Annotated in this window: 19 protein-coding genes and 1 tRNA gene; 8 read left to right on the top strand and 12 right to left on the bottom strand. The window is 52.2% G+C overall.

The annotated features are described in order from the left end of the window. Positions 1–7 precede the first annotated feature (7 nt). Genes QGT73_RS00535 through QGT73_RS00525 form a run of 3 tightly spaced genes read left to right on the top strand, consistent with a single transcriptional unit; the run spans position 8 to position 2639 of the window. Positions 8–1048 carry a sugar phosphate nucleotidyltransferase gene (locus tag QGT73_RS00535; protein WP_280121010.1) on the top strand — a complete coding sequence of 347 codons (1041 nt, stop codon included), beginning with the start codon at positions 8–10 and terminating at the stop codon, positions 1046–1048. Positions 1049–1071: 23 nt separating this feature from the next. Continuing rightward, on the top strand, positions 1072–2262 hold the full coding sequence (obgE, locus tag QGT73_RS00530; RefSeq protein WP_280121009.1) for a GTPase ObgE: 1191 nt from the start codon (positions 1072–1074) through the stop codon (positions 2260–2262). A gap of 14 nt (positions 2263–2276) precedes the next feature. After that, a complete protein-coding gene (locus QGT73_RS00525; protein WP_280121008.1) occupies positions 2277–2639 on the top strand; it encodes a YraN family protein in 363 nt (120 codons plus the stop codon). A 22-nt stretch (positions 2640–2661) separates the two neighbouring features. On the opposite strand, the gene QGT73_RS00520 is transcribed toward QGT73_RS00525, so the two are convergent. From QGT73_RS00520 to QGT73_RS00505, 4 genes are read right to left on the bottom strand one after another with little or no spacing between them, the layout of a single operon-like run. After that, positions 2662–3231: a LuxR C-terminal-related transcriptional regulator gene (locus tag QGT73_RS00520; protein WP_280121007.1), complete on the bottom strand. Its 570-nt coding sequence runs from the start codon at positions 3229–3231 to the stop codon at positions 2662–2664. A gap of 26 nt (positions 3232–3257) precedes the next feature. Further along, on the bottom strand, positions 3258–3950 hold the full coding sequence (locus QGT73_RS00515; protein WP_280121006.1) for a hemerythrin domain-containing protein: 693 nt from the start codon (positions 3948–3950) through the stop codon (positions 3258–3260). Between the two features lie 51 nt (positions 3951–4001). Beyond that, entirely contained in the window at positions 4002–4427 is a 426-nt protein-coding gene (locus tag QGT73_RS00510) for a DUF5606 family protein (RefSeq protein WP_280121005.1), read from the bottom strand. A 48-nt stretch (positions 4428–4475) separates the two neighbouring features. Continuing rightward, positions 4476–5882 (bottom strand): MATE family efflux transporter, encoded by a 1407-nt coding sequence (locus QGT73_RS00505; RefSeq protein WP_280121004.1) that lies wholly within the window; start codon positions 5880–5882, stop codon positions 4476–4478. 229 nt (positions 5883–6111) lie between these two features. On the opposite strand from QGT73_RS00505, the gene rplU reads away from it, so the two are divergent. The 3 genes from rplU (at position 6112) to QGT73_RS00490 (ending at position 9070) form a co-directional block, all read left to right on the top strand. Then, on the top strand, positions 6112–6432 hold the full coding sequence (gene rplU / locus QGT73_RS00500) for a 50S ribosomal protein L21 (RefSeq protein WP_123618145.1): 321 nt from the start codon (positions 6112–6114) through the stop codon (positions 6430–6432). A 23-nt stretch (positions 6433–6455) separates the two neighbouring features. Next, positions 6456–6716: a 50S ribosomal protein L27 gene (gene rpmA, locus QGT73_RS00495; RefSeq protein ID WP_123618144.1), complete on the top strand. Its 261-nt coding sequence runs from the start codon at positions 6456–6458 to the stop codon at positions 6714–6716. Positions 6717–6979: 263 nt separating this feature from the next. Next, complete coding sequence (locus QGT73_RS00490) at positions 6980–9070, top strand: TonB-dependent receptor plug domain-containing protein (protein ID WP_280121003.1); 2091 nt, start codon at positions 6980–6982, stop codon at positions 9068–9070. A gap of 740 nt (positions 9071–9810) precedes the next feature. Here QGT73_RS00490 and rpsO read toward each other — a convergent pair. The 3 genes from rpsO to QGT73_RS00475 form a co-directional block, all read right to left on the bottom strand. Next, positions 9811–10086: a 30S ribosomal protein S15 gene (rpsO, locus tag QGT73_RS00485; protein ID WP_123618142.1), complete on the bottom strand. Its 276-nt coding sequence runs from the start codon at positions 10084–10086 to the stop codon at positions 9811–9813. A gap of 134 nt (positions 10087–10220) precedes the next feature. After that, positions 10221–10553 (bottom strand): DNA-directed RNA polymerase subunit omega, encoded by a 333-nt coding sequence (locus tag QGT73_RS00480; protein WP_123618141.1) that lies wholly within the window; start codon positions 10551–10553, stop codon positions 10221–10223. Between the two features lie 54 nt (positions 10554–10607). Next, on the bottom strand, positions 10608–11408 hold the full coding sequence (locus QGT73_RS00475; RefSeq protein ID WP_280121002.1) for an outer membrane protein assembly factor BamD: 801 nt from the start codon (positions 11406–11408) through the stop codon (positions 10608–10610). A 122-nt stretch (positions 11409–11530) separates the two neighbouring features. On the opposite strand from QGT73_RS00475, the gene QGT73_RS00470 reads away from it, so the two are divergent. Continuing rightward, positions 11531–13054 (top strand): glycoside hydrolase family 10-like protein, encoded by a 1524-nt coding sequence (locus QGT73_RS00470; RefSeq protein WP_280121001.1) that lies wholly within the window; start codon positions 11531–11533, stop codon positions 13052–13054. Here the strand turns inward: QGT73_RS00470 and QGT73_RS00465 are convergent. The 3 genes from QGT73_RS00465 to QGT73_RS00455 form a co-directional block, all read right to left on the bottom strand. Further along, positions 13022–13282: a hypothetical protein gene (locus QGT73_RS00465; protein ID WP_280121000.1), complete on the bottom strand. Its 261-nt coding sequence runs from the start codon at positions 13280–13282 to the stop codon at positions 13022–13024. The two genes, QGT73_RS00470 and QGT73_RS00465, sit on opposite strands and share 33 nt — an antisense overlap. Before the next feature lie 187 nt (positions 13283–13469). Beyond that, a complete protein-coding gene (htpG, locus tag QGT73_RS00460; protein ID WP_280120999.1) occupies positions 13470–15512 on the bottom strand; it encodes a molecular chaperone HtpG in 2043 nt (680 codons plus the stop codon). Positions 15513–15636: 124 nt separating this feature from the next. Continuing rightward, a complete protein-coding gene (locus QGT73_RS00455; protein WP_280120998.1) occupies positions 15637–16572 on the bottom strand; it encodes a hypothetical protein in 936 nt (311 codons plus the stop codon). Positions 16573–16971: 399 nt separating this feature from the next. Here QGT73_RS00455 and QGT73_RS00450 point away from each other — a divergent pair. After that, positions 16972–17060, top strand: a tRNA-Ser gene (locus QGT73_RS00450). A gap of 115 nt (positions 17061–17175) precedes the next feature. Here the strand turns inward: QGT73_RS00450 and QGT73_RS00445 are convergent. Further along, positions 17176–18147 (bottom strand): ISAon1 family transposase, encoded by a 972-nt coding sequence (locus QGT73_RS00445; RefSeq protein ID WP_280120997.1) that lies wholly within the window; start codon positions 18145–18147, stop codon positions 17176–17178. Then, a complete protein-coding gene (locus QGT73_RS00440; protein WP_280120996.1) occupies positions 18116–18487 on the bottom strand; it encodes an ISAon1 family transposase N-terminal region protein in 372 nt (123 codons plus the stop codon). The genes QGT73_RS00445 and QGT73_RS00440 overlap by 32 nt, the downstream gene beginning before the upstream one ends. Between the last annotated feature and the right edge of the window lie 194 nt (positions 18488–18681).

Here is an 18681-nt window from a genome sequence, read left to right as displayed (position 1 = left end):
ACACACTATGGACAAGCATTTAATCTCACGTGACTCCACACTCATCGAGGCTCTCGGCAAGCTCAACAGTCTGTCGGGCGGCCGGATGACACTACTCGTGACCGACGGCGACATGCACATGTGCGGCACACTCACAGATGGCGATGTGCGCCGGGCGTTGCTTGGCGGTGTAGGTCTCGACGCTCCTGTCCGACAGGCAATGCATGTCGGTTACAGTGCGCTGCGCGAGGGGGAGGAGTCGGTGGGCCGGCTGCGCGAAATGCGCCGGCGCGGCCTTCAGCTCATCCCTGTGCTTGATGCCGCGGGGCGCGTGGTCAGGATAATCGACACGTCGGTGACGCGCTCGATACTCCCCGTGAGTGCTATTCTCATGGCCGGAGGCAAGGGCGAACGTCTGCGTCCGCTCACGCTCACCACACCCAAGCCGCTGCTGCCGCTCGGCGACCGTCCCGTCATCGACCATAACATCCGTGCTCTGGCCGCGGTGGGTGTGTCGGACATCACGGTGACAGTCAATTATCTTGCCGGGCAGATAGAGGAGCATTTCGCCGCTCCGGTCGAGGGCGTGCAGGTGAAATGTGTGCGCGAGCCTATGGCGATGGGCACCATCGGGGCCGCGGCCCTGTGTGATGTGCCGGAGGTGGGCGAGACCATTGTGATGAACTCCGACCTTCTGACCACCGTATCGTTTGAGGAGATGTATCTTCACCATATGGCCGAGAAGGCCGATATCACGATTGCAGCCGTGTCATACAATGTGTCGGTGCCCTATGCCATACTTGCCACCGACGGCAACCGTGTGACTTCGCTCGAAGAGAAACCGTCATATTCCTACTATGCCAACGCGGGAATATACATTATATCCAACCGTCTGCTGCGCTCATTGCCGGCCGACGGGCGCACTGATGCCACCGACCTGATAGACCGGGCTCTGGAGTCGGGCTGTAAGGTCTCTTATTTCCCCATCAACGGCACATGGATTGACATAGGTTCGCCCGCCGACTATGCCCATGCCCGTGAACTGATGCGCTACGTTAATCATTATTAGTAAAAATTTTTAAGCTCAACAAGATGGCTGATTCCAATTTCATAGACTACGTAAAAGTGCTTTGCCGCTCGGGAAAGGGCGGAGCCGGTTCGCGACACTTCCACCGCGCCAAGTATGTGCCCAAGGGTGGCCCGGACGGTGGTGACGGGGGCCGCGGAGGCCACATCATACTTCGTGGCAACTCACATATGTGGACACTCCTCCCACTGCGCTATCGCCGTCACATCTTTGCAGGCAACGGACAGTCAGGCTCAGGCGGACGCTCGTTTGGCAAGGACGGCGAGGATGTAGTTGTAGAAGTGCCCTGCGGGACTGTGGTTTTTGATGCAGAGACCGGCGAGTTTCTCTGCGAGGTCACCGAGGACGGCGAGGAAATCAAGCTCCTGCGCGGCGGCCGCGGCGGTCTTGGCAACTGGCATTTCAAGAGTGCCACCAACCGCACCCCCCGTTATGCCCAGCCCGGCGAGCCGGCCATCGAGAAGAGTATCATTATGGAGCTTAAGCTCCTTGCCGATGTCGGTCTGGTCGGTTTTCCTAATGCCGGCAAGTCGACCCTGCTCTCGTCTATCTCGGCCGCGCGCCCCAAGATTGCCGACTATCCGTTCACGACCATGGAGCCTCAGCTCGGCATCGTGTCATATCGCGGTGACCGCTCGTTTGTCATGGCCGACATCCCCGGCATCATCGAGGGTGCCAGTGAAGGCAAGGGTCTCGGTCTGAGATTTCTCCGTCACATCGAGCGTAACGCCGTGCTGCTCTTTATGGTGCCGGCCGATGCCGACGATATAAAGAAGGAGTATGAGATACTTGCCTCCGAGCTGGAGAAATTCAACCCCCAGCTTGCCGACAAGCCTCGTGTGCTGGCCATATCCAAGAGCGATATGCTTGACGACGAGTTGCGTGCCGAGATGGAGGGCCATCTGCCCGAAGGCATCCCTCACGTGTTTATCTCGGCTGTGACCGGCCAGGGCATAACCGAACTCAAGGATATGCTGTGGGGTGAAATCACTGACGAGCGCAACCGCATCGAGGTCAGTCCCATCACGCATCGTCCGCTTGACGGCCACCACCGTGTGCGCGAGGAGGACGAGTTTATCTTCGAGAACGTTCCCGCCATGCCCGAGGATGACGACGATGTGTATGACGAGGACTTTGAGGGCGAGGATTACGGCTACCGTATGCTCGACGAGGACGATTATGATTATGACGAATAACGCTGTTACCCCTGATGTCGGAGCATAACGAGCTTGGACGCTGGGGCGAGGCCGTGGCCCGTGACTATCTTCTGTCACAGGGCTATGGCATCGACGGCGTGAACATACGCATAGGCAGGATAGAGGTCGATTTTCTTGCACGCAAGGACAATTACCTGTGTTTTGTCGAGGTAAAGACGCGCAGTTCGGGCTATGTCGACCCGAGTGACGCTGTTGACAGGCGCAAGCGTCAGCGTATGATACAGGCGGCCGACATGTATATGAGTTCGCTCCGTGAGCCGCTTGACCCACGTTTTGACCTGATATTTATAGTAGGTTCGCCCGACGGATATACGCTCGAGCATATACCTGACGCGTTTTATCCGGGGATGATGTGATAATTATTATAAGGGAGGGGTGTCAGATGGCCACTTCGTCGATTTTGACCATGCCGGTGGCGATTGCGAAAATTGTCAGACCGGCCGGCGAGTGAATCTCGAGCTTTGAGGCGATGTTGCGGCGATGGGTCATCACAGTGTTGACCGAGACATTCATCTGGGCGGCAATCTCTTTGTTGGACAATCCTTTGACTATGTGCATTATCACGTCGCGCTCGCGGGGTGACAGGTCGCTGCCGCGCTGGTCGCCCCCCGTAGCGGAGGGATTGACAAAGGTGCGTATCTTTGACACGATTGACTCGGTGCTGTCATATATCGAGGCTATGGCCACATGGCCGTCGCGCACATTGTCGGGCACCTGACACGTGGTGAGCAGCATCGACGGCACATCGACCGGGCAATAGTGGGCGGTGAAGGGGTCGACTATCATCAGTGACGGCGATTCAGCCGACACGCGCTGTGTGTATGACTCGGGACTGGTGCGCTCGGTGATGTCTATAATATTCAGTCCATGCGCTCGGAGCAGCGTGTCGTGCAGCCCGGCTGTGAGCAGGGGCGAACTGAGCAGTAATCCGACTTTGTGAACTCGCATGACTTACAAGACTAAATAAAGGTTGGTTATTTACGCAGGCGGCTTTCGAGCTCGCTTATCAGCGGCACCAGTATATTGTCCTCGACCTGCGCGTGCTGCTTGAGGTCGTCCTCGCAGTTGTAGAGGTCGACAAGCACGTCATACATCCTGTAGGGGACTGATGTGGAATAGTAGCGAAGGATGATGTTTTTCAGTTCGGCGAGTTTTCCCTCCACCTCATGGTCATGGCGGCGAGTGAACATGCCGATGTTGTAAGCCCCGCTGTAATTGCCCTCGGAGAGTGACTCGACGTAGGGAAACACCTTTTGCTCCTCATATCTGAAGTGGGCCTCCACTTCGTGGATATAGTCGTCGAAATATTTGACTATTATCGGGTTGATGTCGGCATGCGCCGGGTCGAGCGCGGTGAGCAGATTGGCCCGGATGTGAGGATATTTATATTGCAGATAGTAGTCGTGGGAATTGTGCAGAAAGCTGGCCACTTCGCGGGCCGAGACGGCCGAGAGACGCGAGGTGTCGATATGACCCGACAGCAGAAAATTGACTATAAGCAGAAATACCTGTACGTTGATGCCTGACTGCGCGCACAGTTCGCCTATTGTCTTGGAGCCGAATCCGAGCGGGAGCGAAAAACGGCTGAGCACGGGCAGTATGTCGTAGTCCTCGTTGATGAGGTCTACGACACTGTCCTGCTCGCTGAATGTGCGTGATTTCTTCACGTGTGGGAGGTTAAACTTTTTAAACTCTTAAACTCTCAACTTCTCTTAAACTCAGGCTTCTTCAGAAGCTTCTTCAGAAGCCTCTTCGGCCGGCTTGAAGTCGGTGATGCCGGCTGCGATAAGGAGGTTGTACCACGACAGGAGTTTCTTGATGTCGGTGGTGTAGACGCGCTCGCGGTCATACTCGGGGAGTATCTCGGCGAAATATTCGCGGAGGTCGGCGTCATTGCCGATAGCCTTGATGTCGACGGCCTTGCCTTCGTTTTTCTCCTTTACGGTGTCGAGTACGAGTCCGAGAGGGGTGTCGCCTTCCTCGGTGTAGATGGAGATGTCGCCGAGCGAGATCACTTTGTCGCGGGCATAAGCGGGTGTGCGCTTGCCGGTGGAGATTTCCTCGACGATGAGCATACCTTTACCGCGGTTGACGAGCTTGTACAGGCCGGGACGGCCCGATATGGAAAGTATTGTCTTAAGCATAATTGTAATTTGATGGGTTTTGCGGATGCAAAGATAAGAAATTATGCGCTATGATTCCAAAGAATCGGTGCAAAGATTGGATTGAGTCTGCCCTTTGACAGCGCGGTTGAGACGCGACAGTTCGAGCGAGACCATTATCACCGTCACGGCTGTGGCCAGGCAGTCGGACATCGGAAACGACATCCACACACCGTCGAGCCCGTAGCGGTCGGGCAGCAGCAACAGCAGCGGAATTAGAAATATCACCTGACGTGCGAGTGATAGAAATACCGATGCCCCCGCTTTGCCGAGCGACTGAAAGAGTGTGGTGGATATGATCTGAAATCCTACCACCGTAAAGGCTGTGAGCGATATGCGCAGACATCTCACGGTCTGGTCGATGAGCGTTGGGTCGGACGTGAAGGCCCGGGCTATGTACCACGGGCATATGAGTCCGGCCAACTGGCCCGCCGTCACTATGAGTGTCGAGGCTCCGACGGCCAGCCAGTAGGTGCGCTTGAGGCGTGACAGCAGTCCGGCACCGTAGTTGTAGCCGATGATGGGCTGCATGCCCTGACATAGTCCTACGACAACCATGGTCATGAGTGAGGTGTAGGAGGTAAATATACCCGCGGCACCCACGGCTATGTCGCCTCCATGGGTGTAGAGGGTCTTGTTGATAATCACGTTGATGAAACAGGCGGCCGCGTTGACGAGCGACGGTGCCGCTCCGATGGCGACAATCGAGCCGATGACTTTAAGGTCGGGACGATACATCCACGGGTCGCGGCTGAAGTGCAGCACTGAGGATGACGTGAAGAAGTGGCGCATCACGAAGAGTGCCGACACGGCCATGGATATGTCGGTGGCGATGGCCGCACCCTTGATGCCCCACCCGAAGTGGAATATGAACAGAGGGTCGAGCACTACATTGACTCCCGCACCGATAAACATCGTCACCATCGCCTTGACAGGGTAGCCCGACACGCGCATGAAGTTGTTGAAGGTATGAGAGAAGTTGGTCATGAACAGGCCCGGCAGTATGTAGAGCATATAGTCGCGGGCATAGGGCAATGTGACTTCGCTCGCACCGAAGATGGTGAGAATGTCGTCGATGAATATGGCAAACACCGTAAGGTAGCAGACCACTATGGCTGTCATCAGCGTCAGGGCGTTGCCCAGCACGCGACGCGCTCCGTGATAGTCCTTGGCTCCGAGCAGAATGGATATACGGGCCGAACCGCCGGCTCCGATGAGTACGCCAAGGGCGGCCGAGATGTTCATCACCGGAAACGTGATGGCGAGTCCGGCGATGGCTTCGGGCCCTACGCCCTGGCCGATGAATATGCGGTCGATGATATTGTAGAGCGACATCACGAGCATCCCCACCACGGCCGGCAGACTGTATCGCCACAAGAGACGGCCCACTGATTCGTTGCTCAACTGTTCGAGTTTCTTAGTATTATTACTGTTCATGCACCTATGGTTTCATTATGGAATCATTATGCAAAGTAACCAAAAAATCGTCATATGACTGAAAAAATTAACATAAATAAAATTCTTTGGCCTAAATATTTGGCCGATTGGGCATAAATAGCTAATTTTGCAACCGATTTAGCCTCACTGGGCATGTCTAAGTAACGGCCGAAAGAATAAAGACGGCTGTTCGCCCGAAGGTATAACCTGTAATACAACAAAATAACAGATGTACGCTATCGTAGAAATCCAGGGACAGCAGTTCAAGGCAGAGCCTGAGAAGTTCCTGTATGTTCACTATCTCGGCGATGCTCACAAAGAAGGTGACACAGTAGAATTTGACCGTGTGCTCCTCGCTGAAGCCGACAACGCAGTAAAAGTAGGTGCCCCCACCGTAGAGGGTGCCAAGGTGGTTTGCCAGATTCTCGAGCCTCTTGTAAAGGGCGAGAAGGTAATCGTCTTCAAGAAGAAGCGTCGCAAAGGCTATCGTCGCAAGAACGGCCATCGCCAGTGCTTCACCAAAGTGTTAATCAAAGAAGTTGTAGCTTAACCCCCTAAATCAGTTAAAAAGAAATGGCACATAAAAAAGGTGTCGGCAGTTCTAAGAACGGCCGTGAGTCAGAAAGCAAACGACTCGGTGTAAAGATTTTCGGCGGTCAGCATTGCAAAGCCGGTAACATCCTCAAGCGTCAGCGTGGCACCGTTCACCATCCCGGTCTCAACGTGGGTATGGGTAAGGACCACACTCTCTTCGCTCTCATCGACGGTGTAGTAGTATTCACCGAGGGCAAGGAAGGTCGCAAGTTTATCAACGTGGAGCCCGCTCAGGCATAAGCCCACTCTGATACGACACAGAATAAAACGGGATTGTATTCGTATGAAGAATACAGTCCCGTTTTTTTGTATACCCGTTTTTTTGTCCGGGCATCACTGTTTTAGGTTATATTTGGGTGGTGAGGAATCGGATTTAACCTTTTAGATAAGACTATCGTTGATTTACAGAGTGTTATGTGGGGCTTGTTAAGATTTTTATTCTTGGCGTTAAGATGGATTTGGGTGTAATTTTGCGGTGTAAAATCATAAAAATATATCGCAATATGAAAACGACTTTCTTAAATCAACTCTTGATTGTCATGGCGGCTGCCGTGGTGCCGGTCATCACATCCGCCCAGTCGGCAACGGATACAATAGCTGTCAGGGAACTTGGTGAGATCGTGGTCCGGGCACCAAAGGTAATACGCAAGGCCGATATGGATGTCTATCATCCGTCAAAGAGTGCGGTGGCTAACTCGCGAAACGGTATGCAGCTTCTGAGCAATCTGATGATACCCTCACTGACCGTGAGTGACCAGCTTGGCATAATCCAGTCGGCCGGACAATCCGTGCAGGTGCGCATCAACGGAAGGGAATCGTCAATTGACGCAGTGCGCGCATTGTTGCCTGAAACTATCAGGCGTGTAGAATGGATTGACAATCCCGGTCTTCGTTACGGCGGTGCCAACTGTGTGGTGAATTTCATTGTCGCCAATCCGACAGTCGGCGGCTCTTTGCAGACTGAGGCGCGCCCGGCTCTCAATGCCGCATGGGGAGCTTATATGGCTGATGCAAAATTCAATGTGGGACGTTCGCAATGGGAGGTCGGCGGCAACTACAAGCTCACCAATAAAATCAAAACCCACCGCGACTATGTCGAGACGTTCACTTATCCCGACGGCTCATCGCTAACACGTAACGAATCATCGCGAGGCGGCTCGCTGGATAATAGTCAGGCCCGCGCCTGGGCTTCATATAATTACATAAAGCCTGATACGACGGTTTTTATGGCCGAGTTTAATCTGAACAGTAATATCGCGGATAAAACCACCTATAGGGGGGTGCTCTCGCTTAGCGACGGTTCGGACAACATATTGTTGACTGACTCGCATGGCAACAATGGCAGCACTCCATCGCTTTCGTTATACTGGCAACAGAACTTTGCCAACAGGCAGATGTTTGTAGTCAATTTCAACAGCTCGTTTTATTTCGGCCGCTCTTTTTCGGATTATATGGAGCAGATTAATGGTGCCGCAGGTTATGTGACCGATATTCATACCAATATCAAGGACCGCAATCAGGCTTATGCCATAGAGGCTGATTATATCAAGAGCTGGCGCAACGGCCGATTTACCGCCGGGGCTTCGTATACGGCCAATCGCAACCGTTCGCAGTATGAAAATCTCGGTGGTGACATATTTCATCAGCGTCAGGATAAAGTCTATCTGTTTGCCGAATACTTTCATCATTTCGGCCGATGGACAGCCACAGCCGGAATGGGTGTGCAATATACCGATTTTCTGTTTAAGGAAACCAATCAAGGCAATCACACCTGGAGCCCGCGTCCACAGGCCACAATCACCTATTCACTCAATCAGAACCATAATTTCCGACTTAATTTCACTTCATGGCAATCCTCTCCGTCGCTGTCCGAAACCAATATTGTGCCACAGCAGCTTGATGGTTTTCAGTGGCGTGTGGGCAATCAGGAGCTCAAGACCGCCAACTCTTATATGCTGACGTTTCGCTATGGCTTTAATCTGCCACGTGTCAACGGCTCTTTCGGTGTCAGGGCTTTTACCTCGCCCAATGCTATCACTCCGGTGCTGCATTGGATGGATGACAGGTTGATCACTACCTATGAGAACAGCCGGGGATTGCAGAATATTTCATTATTCTTTGCTCCTCAGATCGAGATTATCCCTGATTGGCTTATGGCGAGCGGTTATATACAATTCCGAATGGAGCGTATGCGCGGTGCGGGATACACGCAGCATAGCAATGCTTGGAGCGGTGATGTTCAAATCGGTCTCGCGCACTGGGGCTTTGTCCTCAGCGGTCAATACAAGCGGTCGCAGCGTGACCTGTGGGGTGAGAAAATCTCATGGGGGGAGGATATTAATATTATTGATTTAAGCTATAACATGAAGTCATGGCGGTTTGGAGCCGGAGTAATTATGCCGTTCGGCAAATATGACCAAGGCAGCAAATCGTTGAGTAAGTGGAATCGTAATGAACAGCATATGCGTATAAATATGCGTATGCCGTATATCTCCGTGAGCTATAACCTGCAGTGGGGTCGGCAAAAAAGAGGGGCTGACAAGCTCATTAATGTCGACGCCAATGCCGACCGCTCGACCGCCGGAGGCAGATAAATCATAAAACTATGCAAGCCGAAATGTCGGTTATATGTCTGAGGATTAAATTGAGCGACTGATGCATCCGCGGGACGTAGTCCGGGTACACCGAAGCGTAGCGGAGGTGTGCTCGGACTAATGACTCAATACAATGATGGCGTCCGACAGGATGCCGATTATCGGGTGCGATAGCTATACAGCATCCTCTCACGTAAACCGATGTCCTGTCGGACATCATTTTTATTGTATACTATTCCAGGCACACCTTCGCTGCGCTTCGGTGTACCTGGTTACTATCAAATCTGCGTCCTGCGGACGCCCGTGCGGGACGGGATGTGGTATGCGTGGGATGCCAGCGGATGCCCGAGCGAGACGGGATGTGGCATGCTTGGAATGCCAGCGGATGCCCGTGCGGGACGGGATGTGGCATGCTTGGAATGCCAGCGGACGCCCGTGCGGGATGTGGGGGGAGTATGCGTGGGATGTCTGTACGGTCGCGGACGCCCGTGCGGGGTAGGGTGTGGTCACAGTATGGGATGCTGTGCGGAGGGCAACCGATTTATGCACTGAAATAAAAAAACTTTTGTTTCTTATTGAGCTTATGCAACTTTTGTATCTCCTCAGGGATTAATTTATGATATAGCGGAATTTCGGCTTGAGCCATGTGTGTGAAATATATATATATACGACAACCGCTGTCAGGCATGTGGCTTGACAGCGGTTGGTGTGATCTTCAAGTAGAATCCTTTTGAGGGGATTTACTTTCTGATGCCGAGCTCCTTCTGGGCGATGATGGCGCGGTAGCGGTTGATGTCCTTGCGGATGAGGTAGTCGAGAAGACGACGACGCTTACCTACCAGAGCCTTGAGTGCTCGTGCGGTCGTATAATCTTTATGATTTGACCGAAGGTGCTCGGTCAAATGAGCGATACGGACAGAGAATAATGCAATCTGTGCTTCAGGCGAGCCAGTGTCAGTTTTGCCCTTACCGTACTTCTCAAAGATTTCTACTTTTTCATCAGAATTCAAATGCATTGATACAGATGTTTAAAAGTGGATAAAATGAATATATTATGCTCAAAAGAGCGTGCAAATTTAGTGATAATTTTTGACTTGCGCAACAGCGTGACGATTTTTTTTCATCGTCGCACTGCGACAGCTCAGGGTGTTTAGTCCTGGTCGATGTCTTTGGCGGGGTTGCGGAAGTGAATCTTGTGGTCGAGATACTCCTGTGTCGCGATGAGGGTGGGCTTGGGGAGACGCTCGTAGAAGCGTGAGATTTCGATCTGCTCGCGGTTTTCGGAGATTTCCTCAAGGTTGTCGTTGAGAGATGCAAATTCCTGGAGCTTCTTCTCAAGGTCGTGCTTCATCTCGGCAGCTATCTGATTGGAACGCTTGGCGATGATGCAGACGGTTTCGTATACGTTGCCGGTGTCCTCGCTCATTGAGATGAGGTCGCGGGTCTGAGTGTTGAGAGGTGCGTTGGTCTTCTTGTAGTCCATTGTGTGGTATATACGATATGTTTTTTCTATTCTATGACAAGGGGGGCGGAGTGACTATTCCTTGATGTATCGGCTGGCAATCTTGAAGATGTTGTCGGCCTCCTCGCGGTTGGGGGTGTCGGGATAGTTGTTGATAAACGAGTAGTATTCGTCGACCACTTCGGAGTATCGGTCGGCTTTTTTTTCGTTTACGCTCTCGCGTGCTTCCTGATATTTGGCTTTGAGAATGAGGAGCTCGAGGTCTTCCTTGTATTTGGAGTAGGGATAGTCCTTGATGGCGTTTCGGGCTACGATGATGCAGCTTTCGTAGTTGTTGCCGAGATAGGTGCCGAGGTTGTAGTAGAGCTGGGCGTTTTCAAGCTGCTTGAGGGTGAGTTTGTCCTGGAGCTCGAAGATGGAGTTCTGGGCAATGGATACTTTGTCGCTGCGCGGGAAGTAGTCGAGAAAAGCCTGAAGCTCCTGTATGGCTTTGATGGTGCCGGACTGGTCGAGCTGAGGGTCGGGCGAGTCGAGATAGTAGCCGTAGCCTGTGTAGAAGCGGGCCAGCTCGGTGTGCTTGCCTTTGGGGTAGCGTGTATAATATTGCTTGAAATATGTGCCGGCGGTCTCGTAGTCCTTGTTTTCATAGTTGGCGAGAGCGAGCAGGAAGAGGGCGTCTTCGGCTTTCTCGGAGCCTTTGAATACCTGGGGGACGTTTTCGAGCGCGGTTGCGGCCTGAGTGTATTTTTTCTCTTCAAATGCCCGTTTGGCAAAGTCGAGGCGATAGTCGGCGTCGTTGCTTTTGAGCACGCGCTGATATTCGCCACAGGATGTCACAGCGATTGCCGCGAGCAGTATTAAGAGGTATTTGTACATAATTATAATGGTGTGCTTGCCGGAGCGTTTGCGTTTCAACTCGCAAAATTAGTCATTTTTTGTGAAAAAGGCCAATCATGCGGGCGATAATTGTTGAAAAATGTGTTAATTTTGCATTGATTATGCTTAAAATTAGTGTGAATAGGTCGTTGCGCGCACTGCGCGCGTTGTTGCTGTCGGCGTTGCTGCTGGCTGTCGGTATCGGGGCGTCGGCCTCGTCGCCCAAGAGAGAGATGCGCGGTGTGTGGATTGCCACGGTGTGGGGCATAGACTGGCCTTCGTGTCAGGGTGCTGACGCGACTGTGCGTGAGCGGCAACAGCGCGAGATGAGTGTATTGTTGGACCGGTGCCGGAGGCTCAATCTTACGACAGTGTGTTTTCAGGTGAGGGGGATGGCCGATGTGATGTATCGTTCGCAGACAGAGCCGTGGAGCTCGTTTGTGAGCGGACGGCGCGGCACCGACCCGGGATGGGATCCGCTGGAGTGGGTGGTGGCAGAGTGTCATGCCCGCGGACTGGAGTGTTATGCGTGGGTCAATCCGTTCAGATGGTCGTCGGGCACAGACTATGACACTCCGGCCGACCGGGAGTGGAAGAAGCGGGGATGGCTGCTGACCCACGGCAAGTATACGGTGTTTAATCCCGGTCTTGAGGATGCGAGGCAACATGTGGTGGATATATGCCGCGAGATTGTTGAGGGTTATGATATTGACGGACTGATTTTTGACGACTATTTCTATCCTAACCGCATACCCGAGGACAAGAGTGCGCCCGACTATGGGCTGTACATGTCGGAGGCTCCGTGGATGAGTTTCGGTGACTGGCGCAGGGCCAATGTGCATAAGACAGTGGCCGACGTGAAATGTATGATTGCCGACACGAAGCCTTATGTCCGATTTGGCATCTCGCCTGCGGGTGTGGCCGGCAAGGCTGACGCTTCGGGCGGCAAATGGGGCGAGGAGTATGTCGGAGTCAAGGCTGCCGACTGGCAATATGGCGAGATTTACTCCGACCCGCTGGGGACGATGTATCAGGGAACGGTCGATTTTGTGTCGCCTCAGATTTATTGGCCCACGACGCATGTCACGGCTCCCTATGAGCCTCTGTCGCGGTGGTGGAACGTGTCGGCCAACCTCTATGGCTCGCATATGTATCCGAGTGTGACGCTCGAGCGCATCGGACAGGGGAGTCTGGCCGAGCACCGTGCCGACCTTCTGAGACAGATAGAGTGTAACAGGCGGGTGAGTGTAGACGGTAATCTCGGCACGATGATATATAGCGCGAAGTTTCTGCCCAAGGTGGAGGGGGTGCTGGCCGGGGGACCGTTTGCCTTTCCGTCGCTGTCGCCGCGTGTGGCTGATGGGTCGGAGGATGAGGCGGGACGCGTGGAGAGGCTGCGCTTAAGAGACGGCGAGTTGTCGTGGAGGCCGGCAACCGGAGCGCGACGTTACACGGTGTATGCCGTGCCTGTCGAAGTGTTGCCGCGTGACGCCATGGACGATAGCGGCGACGGCATCGATGCTGCTTTTCTGCTCGGAGTCACATATGAGCCCCGTATGGAGGTCGGCCGGGAGAAAGGCTACCGCTACGCGGTGTGTGTCTACACGGGTCTGTCAGCCGAGGGCGCAGCGGTATGGCTCGAATGACGAGGGGTCGGCCGATGAGGTGGCGGCGCGGTTGCGCTCGGTGTCTTGTGTGACGTAAAATTTTATCATGGCATAGAGCATGCCTTGCATGGGTGTGAGGGTGTCGGTAGGGTCGATGCCGAGTATAAATTCCATGCTGAGCGCGTTGCTGATGGGGATGCGGTCTTCAATGGGAAGTGAAGTGACGGTGTCGATGACGCGCGGAGAGATGTAGACGGGTGTTGACATGGCGGATAGATAGTTGGGTTGGTGAGTAAGAGGGGTGTGTAAAGGGGGTGATGAGGTGTGATGGGGTGTGATGGGGTTGACACTGCAAAGATATATCCGGGCATGGGCAAAAATAAAGCCCACCTGTGTTAATTAGATTAAACACAGGCGGGTTTCAAAGAGATTATTTCTATGCTTGGCTACATGGTCAGAGCATCTCGACCGAGCGACGGATGAAGTCGCTGAGTTCGCGGCCCTGGAGGAGACCGTTGCCGAGGAGGGCGAGGTCAATCATCTGCTTGACCTGCGGGATGCCGTGCGCGTAGTCGGAGATGATACTCTCCTGCTCTTTGCGCGATTTTTCGACTGACTCCATGAGTTGCTTCTCGCGGGCGTCCTGCTCGGGAGTGGGCTTGTTGTCCTTGACCTCGGCGCGGACGGCTGTGAGCTGCTCGTTGTCAGCGTTGACGGCGGCACGCAAGGGCGATATTTTTTCGTCAAGAGCCTTTTCGGCTTCGCCGAGTATGCGTGCCACGAGTGGCTGCGAGGTGTTGACGATGAGATTATAGTTGTCGGGCAGTTCGGCATAGAAACCCATGCCGGGCTGGGTGGCGGCCATGTCCTTCATGCGGCGCATATACTCGTTCTGGGTTATGAGCACGGGGTTGGCTGCGGGGTCGAGTGATTCAAACGAGACCATAAACTCGCTCTTCTCGAGCTTGGGTAGCTGGGAGCGGAATATGGTGGTGAGGAGTGAGATCTGGTCGGCTGACAGGCCGGAGTCTTTTTTGTCGGACTTGGGCACGAGGTTGTCGGCCACGTCGCTGTCCACACGCACGAAGGTCGTCTTCTCGAGCTTGTTTTCAAGCATCGACAGGAAGTGGCCGTCGAGCTGACCGTTCATGAGCAGGACGTTGTAGCCCTTGGCGTTGGCGGCCTCGATGTAGCTGTATTGCTCTACGGGGTCGGTGGCGTAGATGTAGACCACGTTGCCGTCCTTGTCGGTCTGCGAGGCTTCGACGAGGGTGCGGTATTCCTCAAGGGTGAAATATTTGCCTTCGGTGTCGCGCAGGAGTGTGAACTTGAGGGCGGCGTCACAGAATTTCTCGTCGGTGAGCATGCCGTATTCGATGAAAATCTTGATGTCGTCCCACTTTGACTCGAAGTCGGCACGGTCGGCTTTGAAGAGGTCCTCGAGGCGTGAAGCTACCTTTTTGGTTATATATCCCGATATTTTTTTGACAGCGCGGTCGCTCTGGAGATAGGAGCGGGATACGTTGAGGGGGATGTCGGGCGAGTCGATGACTCCCTGCAGGAGCATCATGAACTCGGGCACAACGCCTTCGACCGAATCGGTGACAAACACCTGGTTGCAGTAGAGCTGGATGCGGTCTTTGCGTATGTCGAGGTTGCTCTTGATTTTGGGGAAGTAGAGTATGCCGGTGAGGTTGAAGGGATAGTCGACGTTGAGGTGTATCCAGAAGAGCGGGTCCTCCTGTCCGGGATACAACTCGTGATAGAAGTTGCGGTAATCCTCGTCGGTGAGTTCAGATGGCTTTTTGGTCCATGCAGGCTCGGTGGCGTTGATGACTTTGTCGCGGTCGGTGTCGACATATTTGCCGTCCTTCCACTCCTGCTCCTTGCCGCTGACAACGGGCACAGGGAGGAAACGGCAATATTTCTTAAGCAGAAGGTCGATGCGTGCCTGCTCGAGATATTCCTTGTTGTCATCGTCGATCCAGAGGGTTATCTCGGTGCCGCGTGTCGATTTGTCGCACGGCTCCATGGTGTATTCGGGCGAGCCGTCGCATGTCCAACTCACGGCTTCGGCTCCCTCCTTGTAGGAGAGCGAGCGTATCTCGACTTTGCTCGACACCATGAAGGCCGAGTAAAAGCCGAGGCCGAAGTGGCCGATGATGGAGTTGGCGTTGTCTTTGTATTTATTTACAAACTCTTCCGCGCCTGAGAAGGCTATCTGATTGATATATTTGTTGATGTCGTCGGCAGTCATGCCTATGCCACGGTCGGTGACGGTGAGTGTGCCGGCTTCTTTGTCGACCTTGACTTCGACACGCATTTCGCCGAGCTCGCCTTTGTATTCGCCGAATGACGAGAGGGTCTTGAGCTTCTGGGTGGCGTCGATGGCGTTGGCTACAAGTTCGCGGAGAAATATCTCATTGTCGGAATAGAGGAATTTTTTGATGACCGGGAATATGTTTTCGGTCGTTACTCCTATTTGTCCTTTCTGCATGATTATATTTGTGGTTTTGTTTGTGTTATACGTTGTCTATATAACAAATAGCAAAATCAATGCCAAAGGCCAAAACTGACAAATAGTGTTAAACTATACTGACAAATATGGCAGTCGCGATGTGTTATCTGACAATAATTTTGGTCACATTCGCGCCGCGCCGGCACAAATAGACACCGGCAGCCGATGGCTCAGAGACGCGTATGCCCTGCAGGGTATAGTAGACGGGAGTCGCCTCCTCAGCGTCAGCCACGGCCGGAGCGGTCAGGCCGGTGCTGATGTCGGAGTATGTTGCGCGATATATGGGACCAAATGGGAGATTTGTCTGGCCGGGAGATTGAGGTAGTGTCAGGAGAGTCCATAATGTAGTGGCTTCAGGGTCATAATTTGGCAGTGAGACTTCAAGCGGTCCTGATTTATAGCCTTTCCAGTCGATTTTCTCGCTATGTGTTGATAATAGAAGGTCAGACATGGACACTTCGCTACCGTCGTTAAGAATGTAGTTTATATAGCAATTATATCTAAAATCCTTATCAGGATTAAATGTTATGGTAATATCATTGTCGCTATGTTCGACCGACGAGGCGTTCATGTAGTCAATACAATAGAGCGAGAGATTTTTTGAGTCATCATCAGTTAATTTGAAACCTTCGTTGTCACCAGGACCGACATAGTTGATGCCATAGTATGTGCCGTCTTTATAATATTGTGATTTTATCTGCAATCGGCTATCGTCAGTGTCATCAAAAATGAATGTAAATATGATTTTCGCTTGTGTGCTGAAAATGAATTTATTGGTCGAGGTTCCGAGCTCATATTTTGTAGGATTCAAGAGGTTAAACTCCCAACCGTCGTAGCGTTTGGACGTCCCTATATAATAAGGTTCATAGACAAAGCTCTTATAGTCCATGTCTGTCTCGGCATATCCGTCACGTAAGGTGACTGCTTTGGCGAGTATTGATGTGGATGTGCTGTTAAGTTCTGAGCCTAATGCCACACCTTCATCTTCTGCGACGATAAGAAATGGCAATGCCGAATCGAATGTGCCTGAGTTAATCATTGTTTCAAGCATAGATTTGTCTATTTTCAAGAATCGGCTGGTCGATTGTGCGTCGGCATTGATAGTCTGGCATAGAAATAGTGCTGTCAAGAGACACGCCACTGAACGTAAAGTGCAGGTAATGGATCTGAACATAATGATTTGTAGATTATAAGTCGTGTATATGATTGGTCGTTTTGCAAAGATTGTAATAAAATTTAAACATTGCAAATAAATCGGGCGAAAAATGTAAAAATTATAATAAATTAGTGAAAGCAGACAGTCGGAATATTTATTTTTTGAATGAATCGTCAAAAATATCGCTAAAAATTTGGTCAAGACATTAAAAACATCTACCTTTGCAGAGCAAAAACGAAAAATGAGGCCGAAGCGTCGGCCGGAATGTTTTTCCTTGGTTAAGGAGAGATGGGTGAGTGGCTGAAACCACCGGTTTGCTAAACCGACGATGGGAGCAATCCTATCCACGAGTTCGAATCTCGTTCTCTCCGCTGATATAAGAGGTTGTGTTGATTATAACACAACCTCTTATAGTGTGTGGATTTAAAGGCTCAAGCCGAAATTCCGGTGCATATGTTAAATTGAGCAGAACGAAGTGTTAAATATTCAGGCGTATAGTTTGACCAGGCGGAAGATGAAGAAATCGCGATCTCGGACACCGCGCATTTGCGAGCGGAAGATCTTGACTTTAGAGTTGAAGGCTTCGGCGGAGGCATTGGTCGCACGTCGGCGGAAATAGTTGAGGATGGTCGGAGCATGATTCTTGAATGTCTTGATGACAGAGCGGAAGTTGTTGTTGCCCAATGTCATTACTTTTTCATACCACCTGTTCATCCGCCCGATGGCCTTTGTCGGTGTCATTTTAGCGTTGAAAATCCGTCTCAGTTCCATTGCCAGAGCATATGCACTCTTGAGAATGGGATGATATTTGAACAGAATGTTTACGCGATGACGCTGGATGTCAGTCCATTTGTTCTGTGACATCATCAGGGTGTGCTTGCTGCGCGCAAGTATCTGACGCATGGTCTCGCCGTTGGAGTACGTTACCGGCGGCTCTGATCTGTCGCGGTGGTTCTCCCGGGCGATGAGCTGACGGCGTATGTCGATACGGATTTCGTCAACGGCCTCATTATAGACCTGTTGTACATGAAAACGGTCATTGACCACATGGGCGTTATAGAATACTTCACCTGCTATCAGCATCATTGACGGCGACAGATCGCAGGTAACCTCTTTTACTTTGCGCCTGACTGACTTACTCATGGCTGCTATGAGTATGGATATAATCTCGTCGCTCTTCGTGCCGGGGATGGCCGCAGCCAGCGTGCCCTTGCCGCCGTGGCCGTCCTTGTTGGTCAGGAAGGTCCATACCTCGCCGTTGCTCAGGCATGTCTCGTCAAGGCTCATGTACGGACCAATATTGGCGGCATTGAAATAAAAGCCGCAGCAAAGTTCATGTTCGCACCAGGCGGCATAACCACTTATCCTGTTGCGGTATAAATCCGCGAAATACTTGCCGTTGGCGCAGTACATCTGCGCTATGTGCTTAATCGACAGTGCCGTCGTCTCCACCTTCATCTTTTAAAAAAGACACGAACTCTGCGCTGAGCCGTGTGCCTTCCTCGTTGGGGAGCTCGAGGTTGTAACTGAAGATTTCATTGGTCTGCCTGTCCCACCATTTGTTCTTGCGCATGTGCAGGAATACGGGGCGTCCGCGCATCGGATAGTCTTGTATTGTAACGTATTCTGTATAGCCTCGCGCAACTATGTGCGGATTACGATAGTCTTCATCTGACAGTCTCTTTTTCTCATCAAGCCATATGTCATATGCTTGTTCTGTACGTTCGAAGCGCACCATCTCAAACAGTTCGTCCAGCCCCTGGGGCAAGAACATCCAGAATGCTTCCGATGTTTTCATACCGCAAATTTAACAATTTTCTGAAAATTACATGCACCGGAATTTCGGCTTGAGCCAATGTGGCCCAAGCCGAAATTCCAGTGCATATGTTAAATTGAGTAGACCGAAGTGTTAAATATTCAAGCGTACAGTTTGACCAGGCGGAAGATGAAGAAATCGCGGTCTCGGACACCGCGCATTTGCGAGCGGAAGAT

The organism is Duncaniella muricolitica (assembly GCF_910574735.1).
GTDB classification, from domain to species: Bacteria; Bacteroidota; Bacteroidia; order Bacteroidales; family Muribaculaceae; genus Duncaniella; species Duncaniella muricolitica.
This window is presented reverse-complemented; position numbering and strand designations above follow the sequence as displayed.

Excerpts from the sequence above, each read along its gene's own strand:
- obgE (WP_280121009.1), top strand. The coding sequence starts at position 1,072 with ATGGCTGATTCCAATTTCATAGACTACGTAAAAGTGCTTTGCCGCTCG.
- QGT73_RS00465 (WP_280121000.1), bottom strand. The coding sequence starts at position 13,282 with ATGTCAACACCCGTCTACATCTCTCCGCGCGTCATCGACACCGTCACT.
- QGT73_RS00520 (WP_280121007.1), bottom strand. The coding sequence starts at position 3,231 with ATGCGAGTTCACAAAGTCGGATTACTGCTCAGTTCGCCCCTGCTCACA.
- QGT73_RS00470 (WP_280121001.1), top strand. The coding sequence starts at position 11,531 with ATGCTTAAAATTAGTGTGAATAGGTCGTTGCGCGCACTGCGCGCGTTG.
- rplU (WP_123618145.1), top strand. The coding sequence starts at position 6,112 with ATGTACGCTATCGTAGAAATCCAGGGACAGCAGTTCAAGGCAGAGCCT.
- QGT73_RS00510 (WP_280121005.1), bottom strand. The coding sequence starts at position 4,427 with ATGCTTAAGACAATACTTTCCATATCGGGCCGTCCCGGCCTGTACAAG.
- QGT73_RS00535 (WP_280121010.1), top strand. The coding sequence starts at position 8 with ATGGACAAGCATTTAATCTCACGTGACTCCACACTCATCGAGGCTCTC.
- QGT73_RS00490 (WP_280121003.1), top strand. The coding sequence starts at position 6,980 with ATGAAAACGACTTTCTTAAATCAACTCTTGATTGTCATGGCGGCTGCC.
- htpG (WP_280120999.1), bottom strand. The coding sequence starts at position 15,512 with ATGCAGAAAGGACAAATAGGAGTAACGACCGAAAACATATTCCCGGTC.
- QGT73_RS00455 (WP_280120998.1), bottom strand. The coding sequence starts at position 16,572 with ATGATTAACTCAGGCACATTCGATTCGGCATTGCCATTTCTTATCGTC.
- QGT73_RS00480 (WP_123618141.1), bottom strand. The coding sequence starts at position 10,553 with ATGGACTACAAGAAGACCAACGCACCTCTCAACACTCAGACCCGCGAC.
- QGT73_RS00445 (WP_280120997.1), bottom strand. The coding sequence starts at position 18,147 with ATGAAGGTGGAGACGACGGCACTGTCGATTAAGCACATAGCGCAGATG.
- rpmA (WP_123618144.1), top strand. The coding sequence starts at position 6,456 with ATGGCACATAAAAAAGGTGTCGGCAGTTCTAAGAACGGCCGTGAGTCA.
- QGT73_RS00505 (WP_280121004.1), bottom strand. The coding sequence starts at position 5,882 with ATGAACAGTAATAATACTAAGAAACTCGAACAGTTGAGCAACGAATCA.
- QGT73_RS00525 (WP_280121008.1), top strand. The coding sequence starts at position 2,277 with ATGTCGGAGCATAACGAGCTTGGACGCTGGGGCGAGGCCGTGGCCCGT.
- QGT73_RS00440 (WP_280120996.1), bottom strand. The coding sequence starts at position 18,487 with ATGAAAACATCGGAAGCATTCTGGATGTTCTTGCCCCAGGGGCTGGAC.
- QGT73_RS00475 (WP_280121002.1), bottom strand. The coding sequence starts at position 11,408 with ATGTACAAATACCTCTTAATACTGCTCGCGGCAATCGCTGTGACATCC.
- rpsO (WP_123618142.1), bottom strand. The coding sequence starts at position 10,086 with ATGCATTTGAATTCTGATGAAAAAGTAGAAATCTTTGAGAAGTACGGT.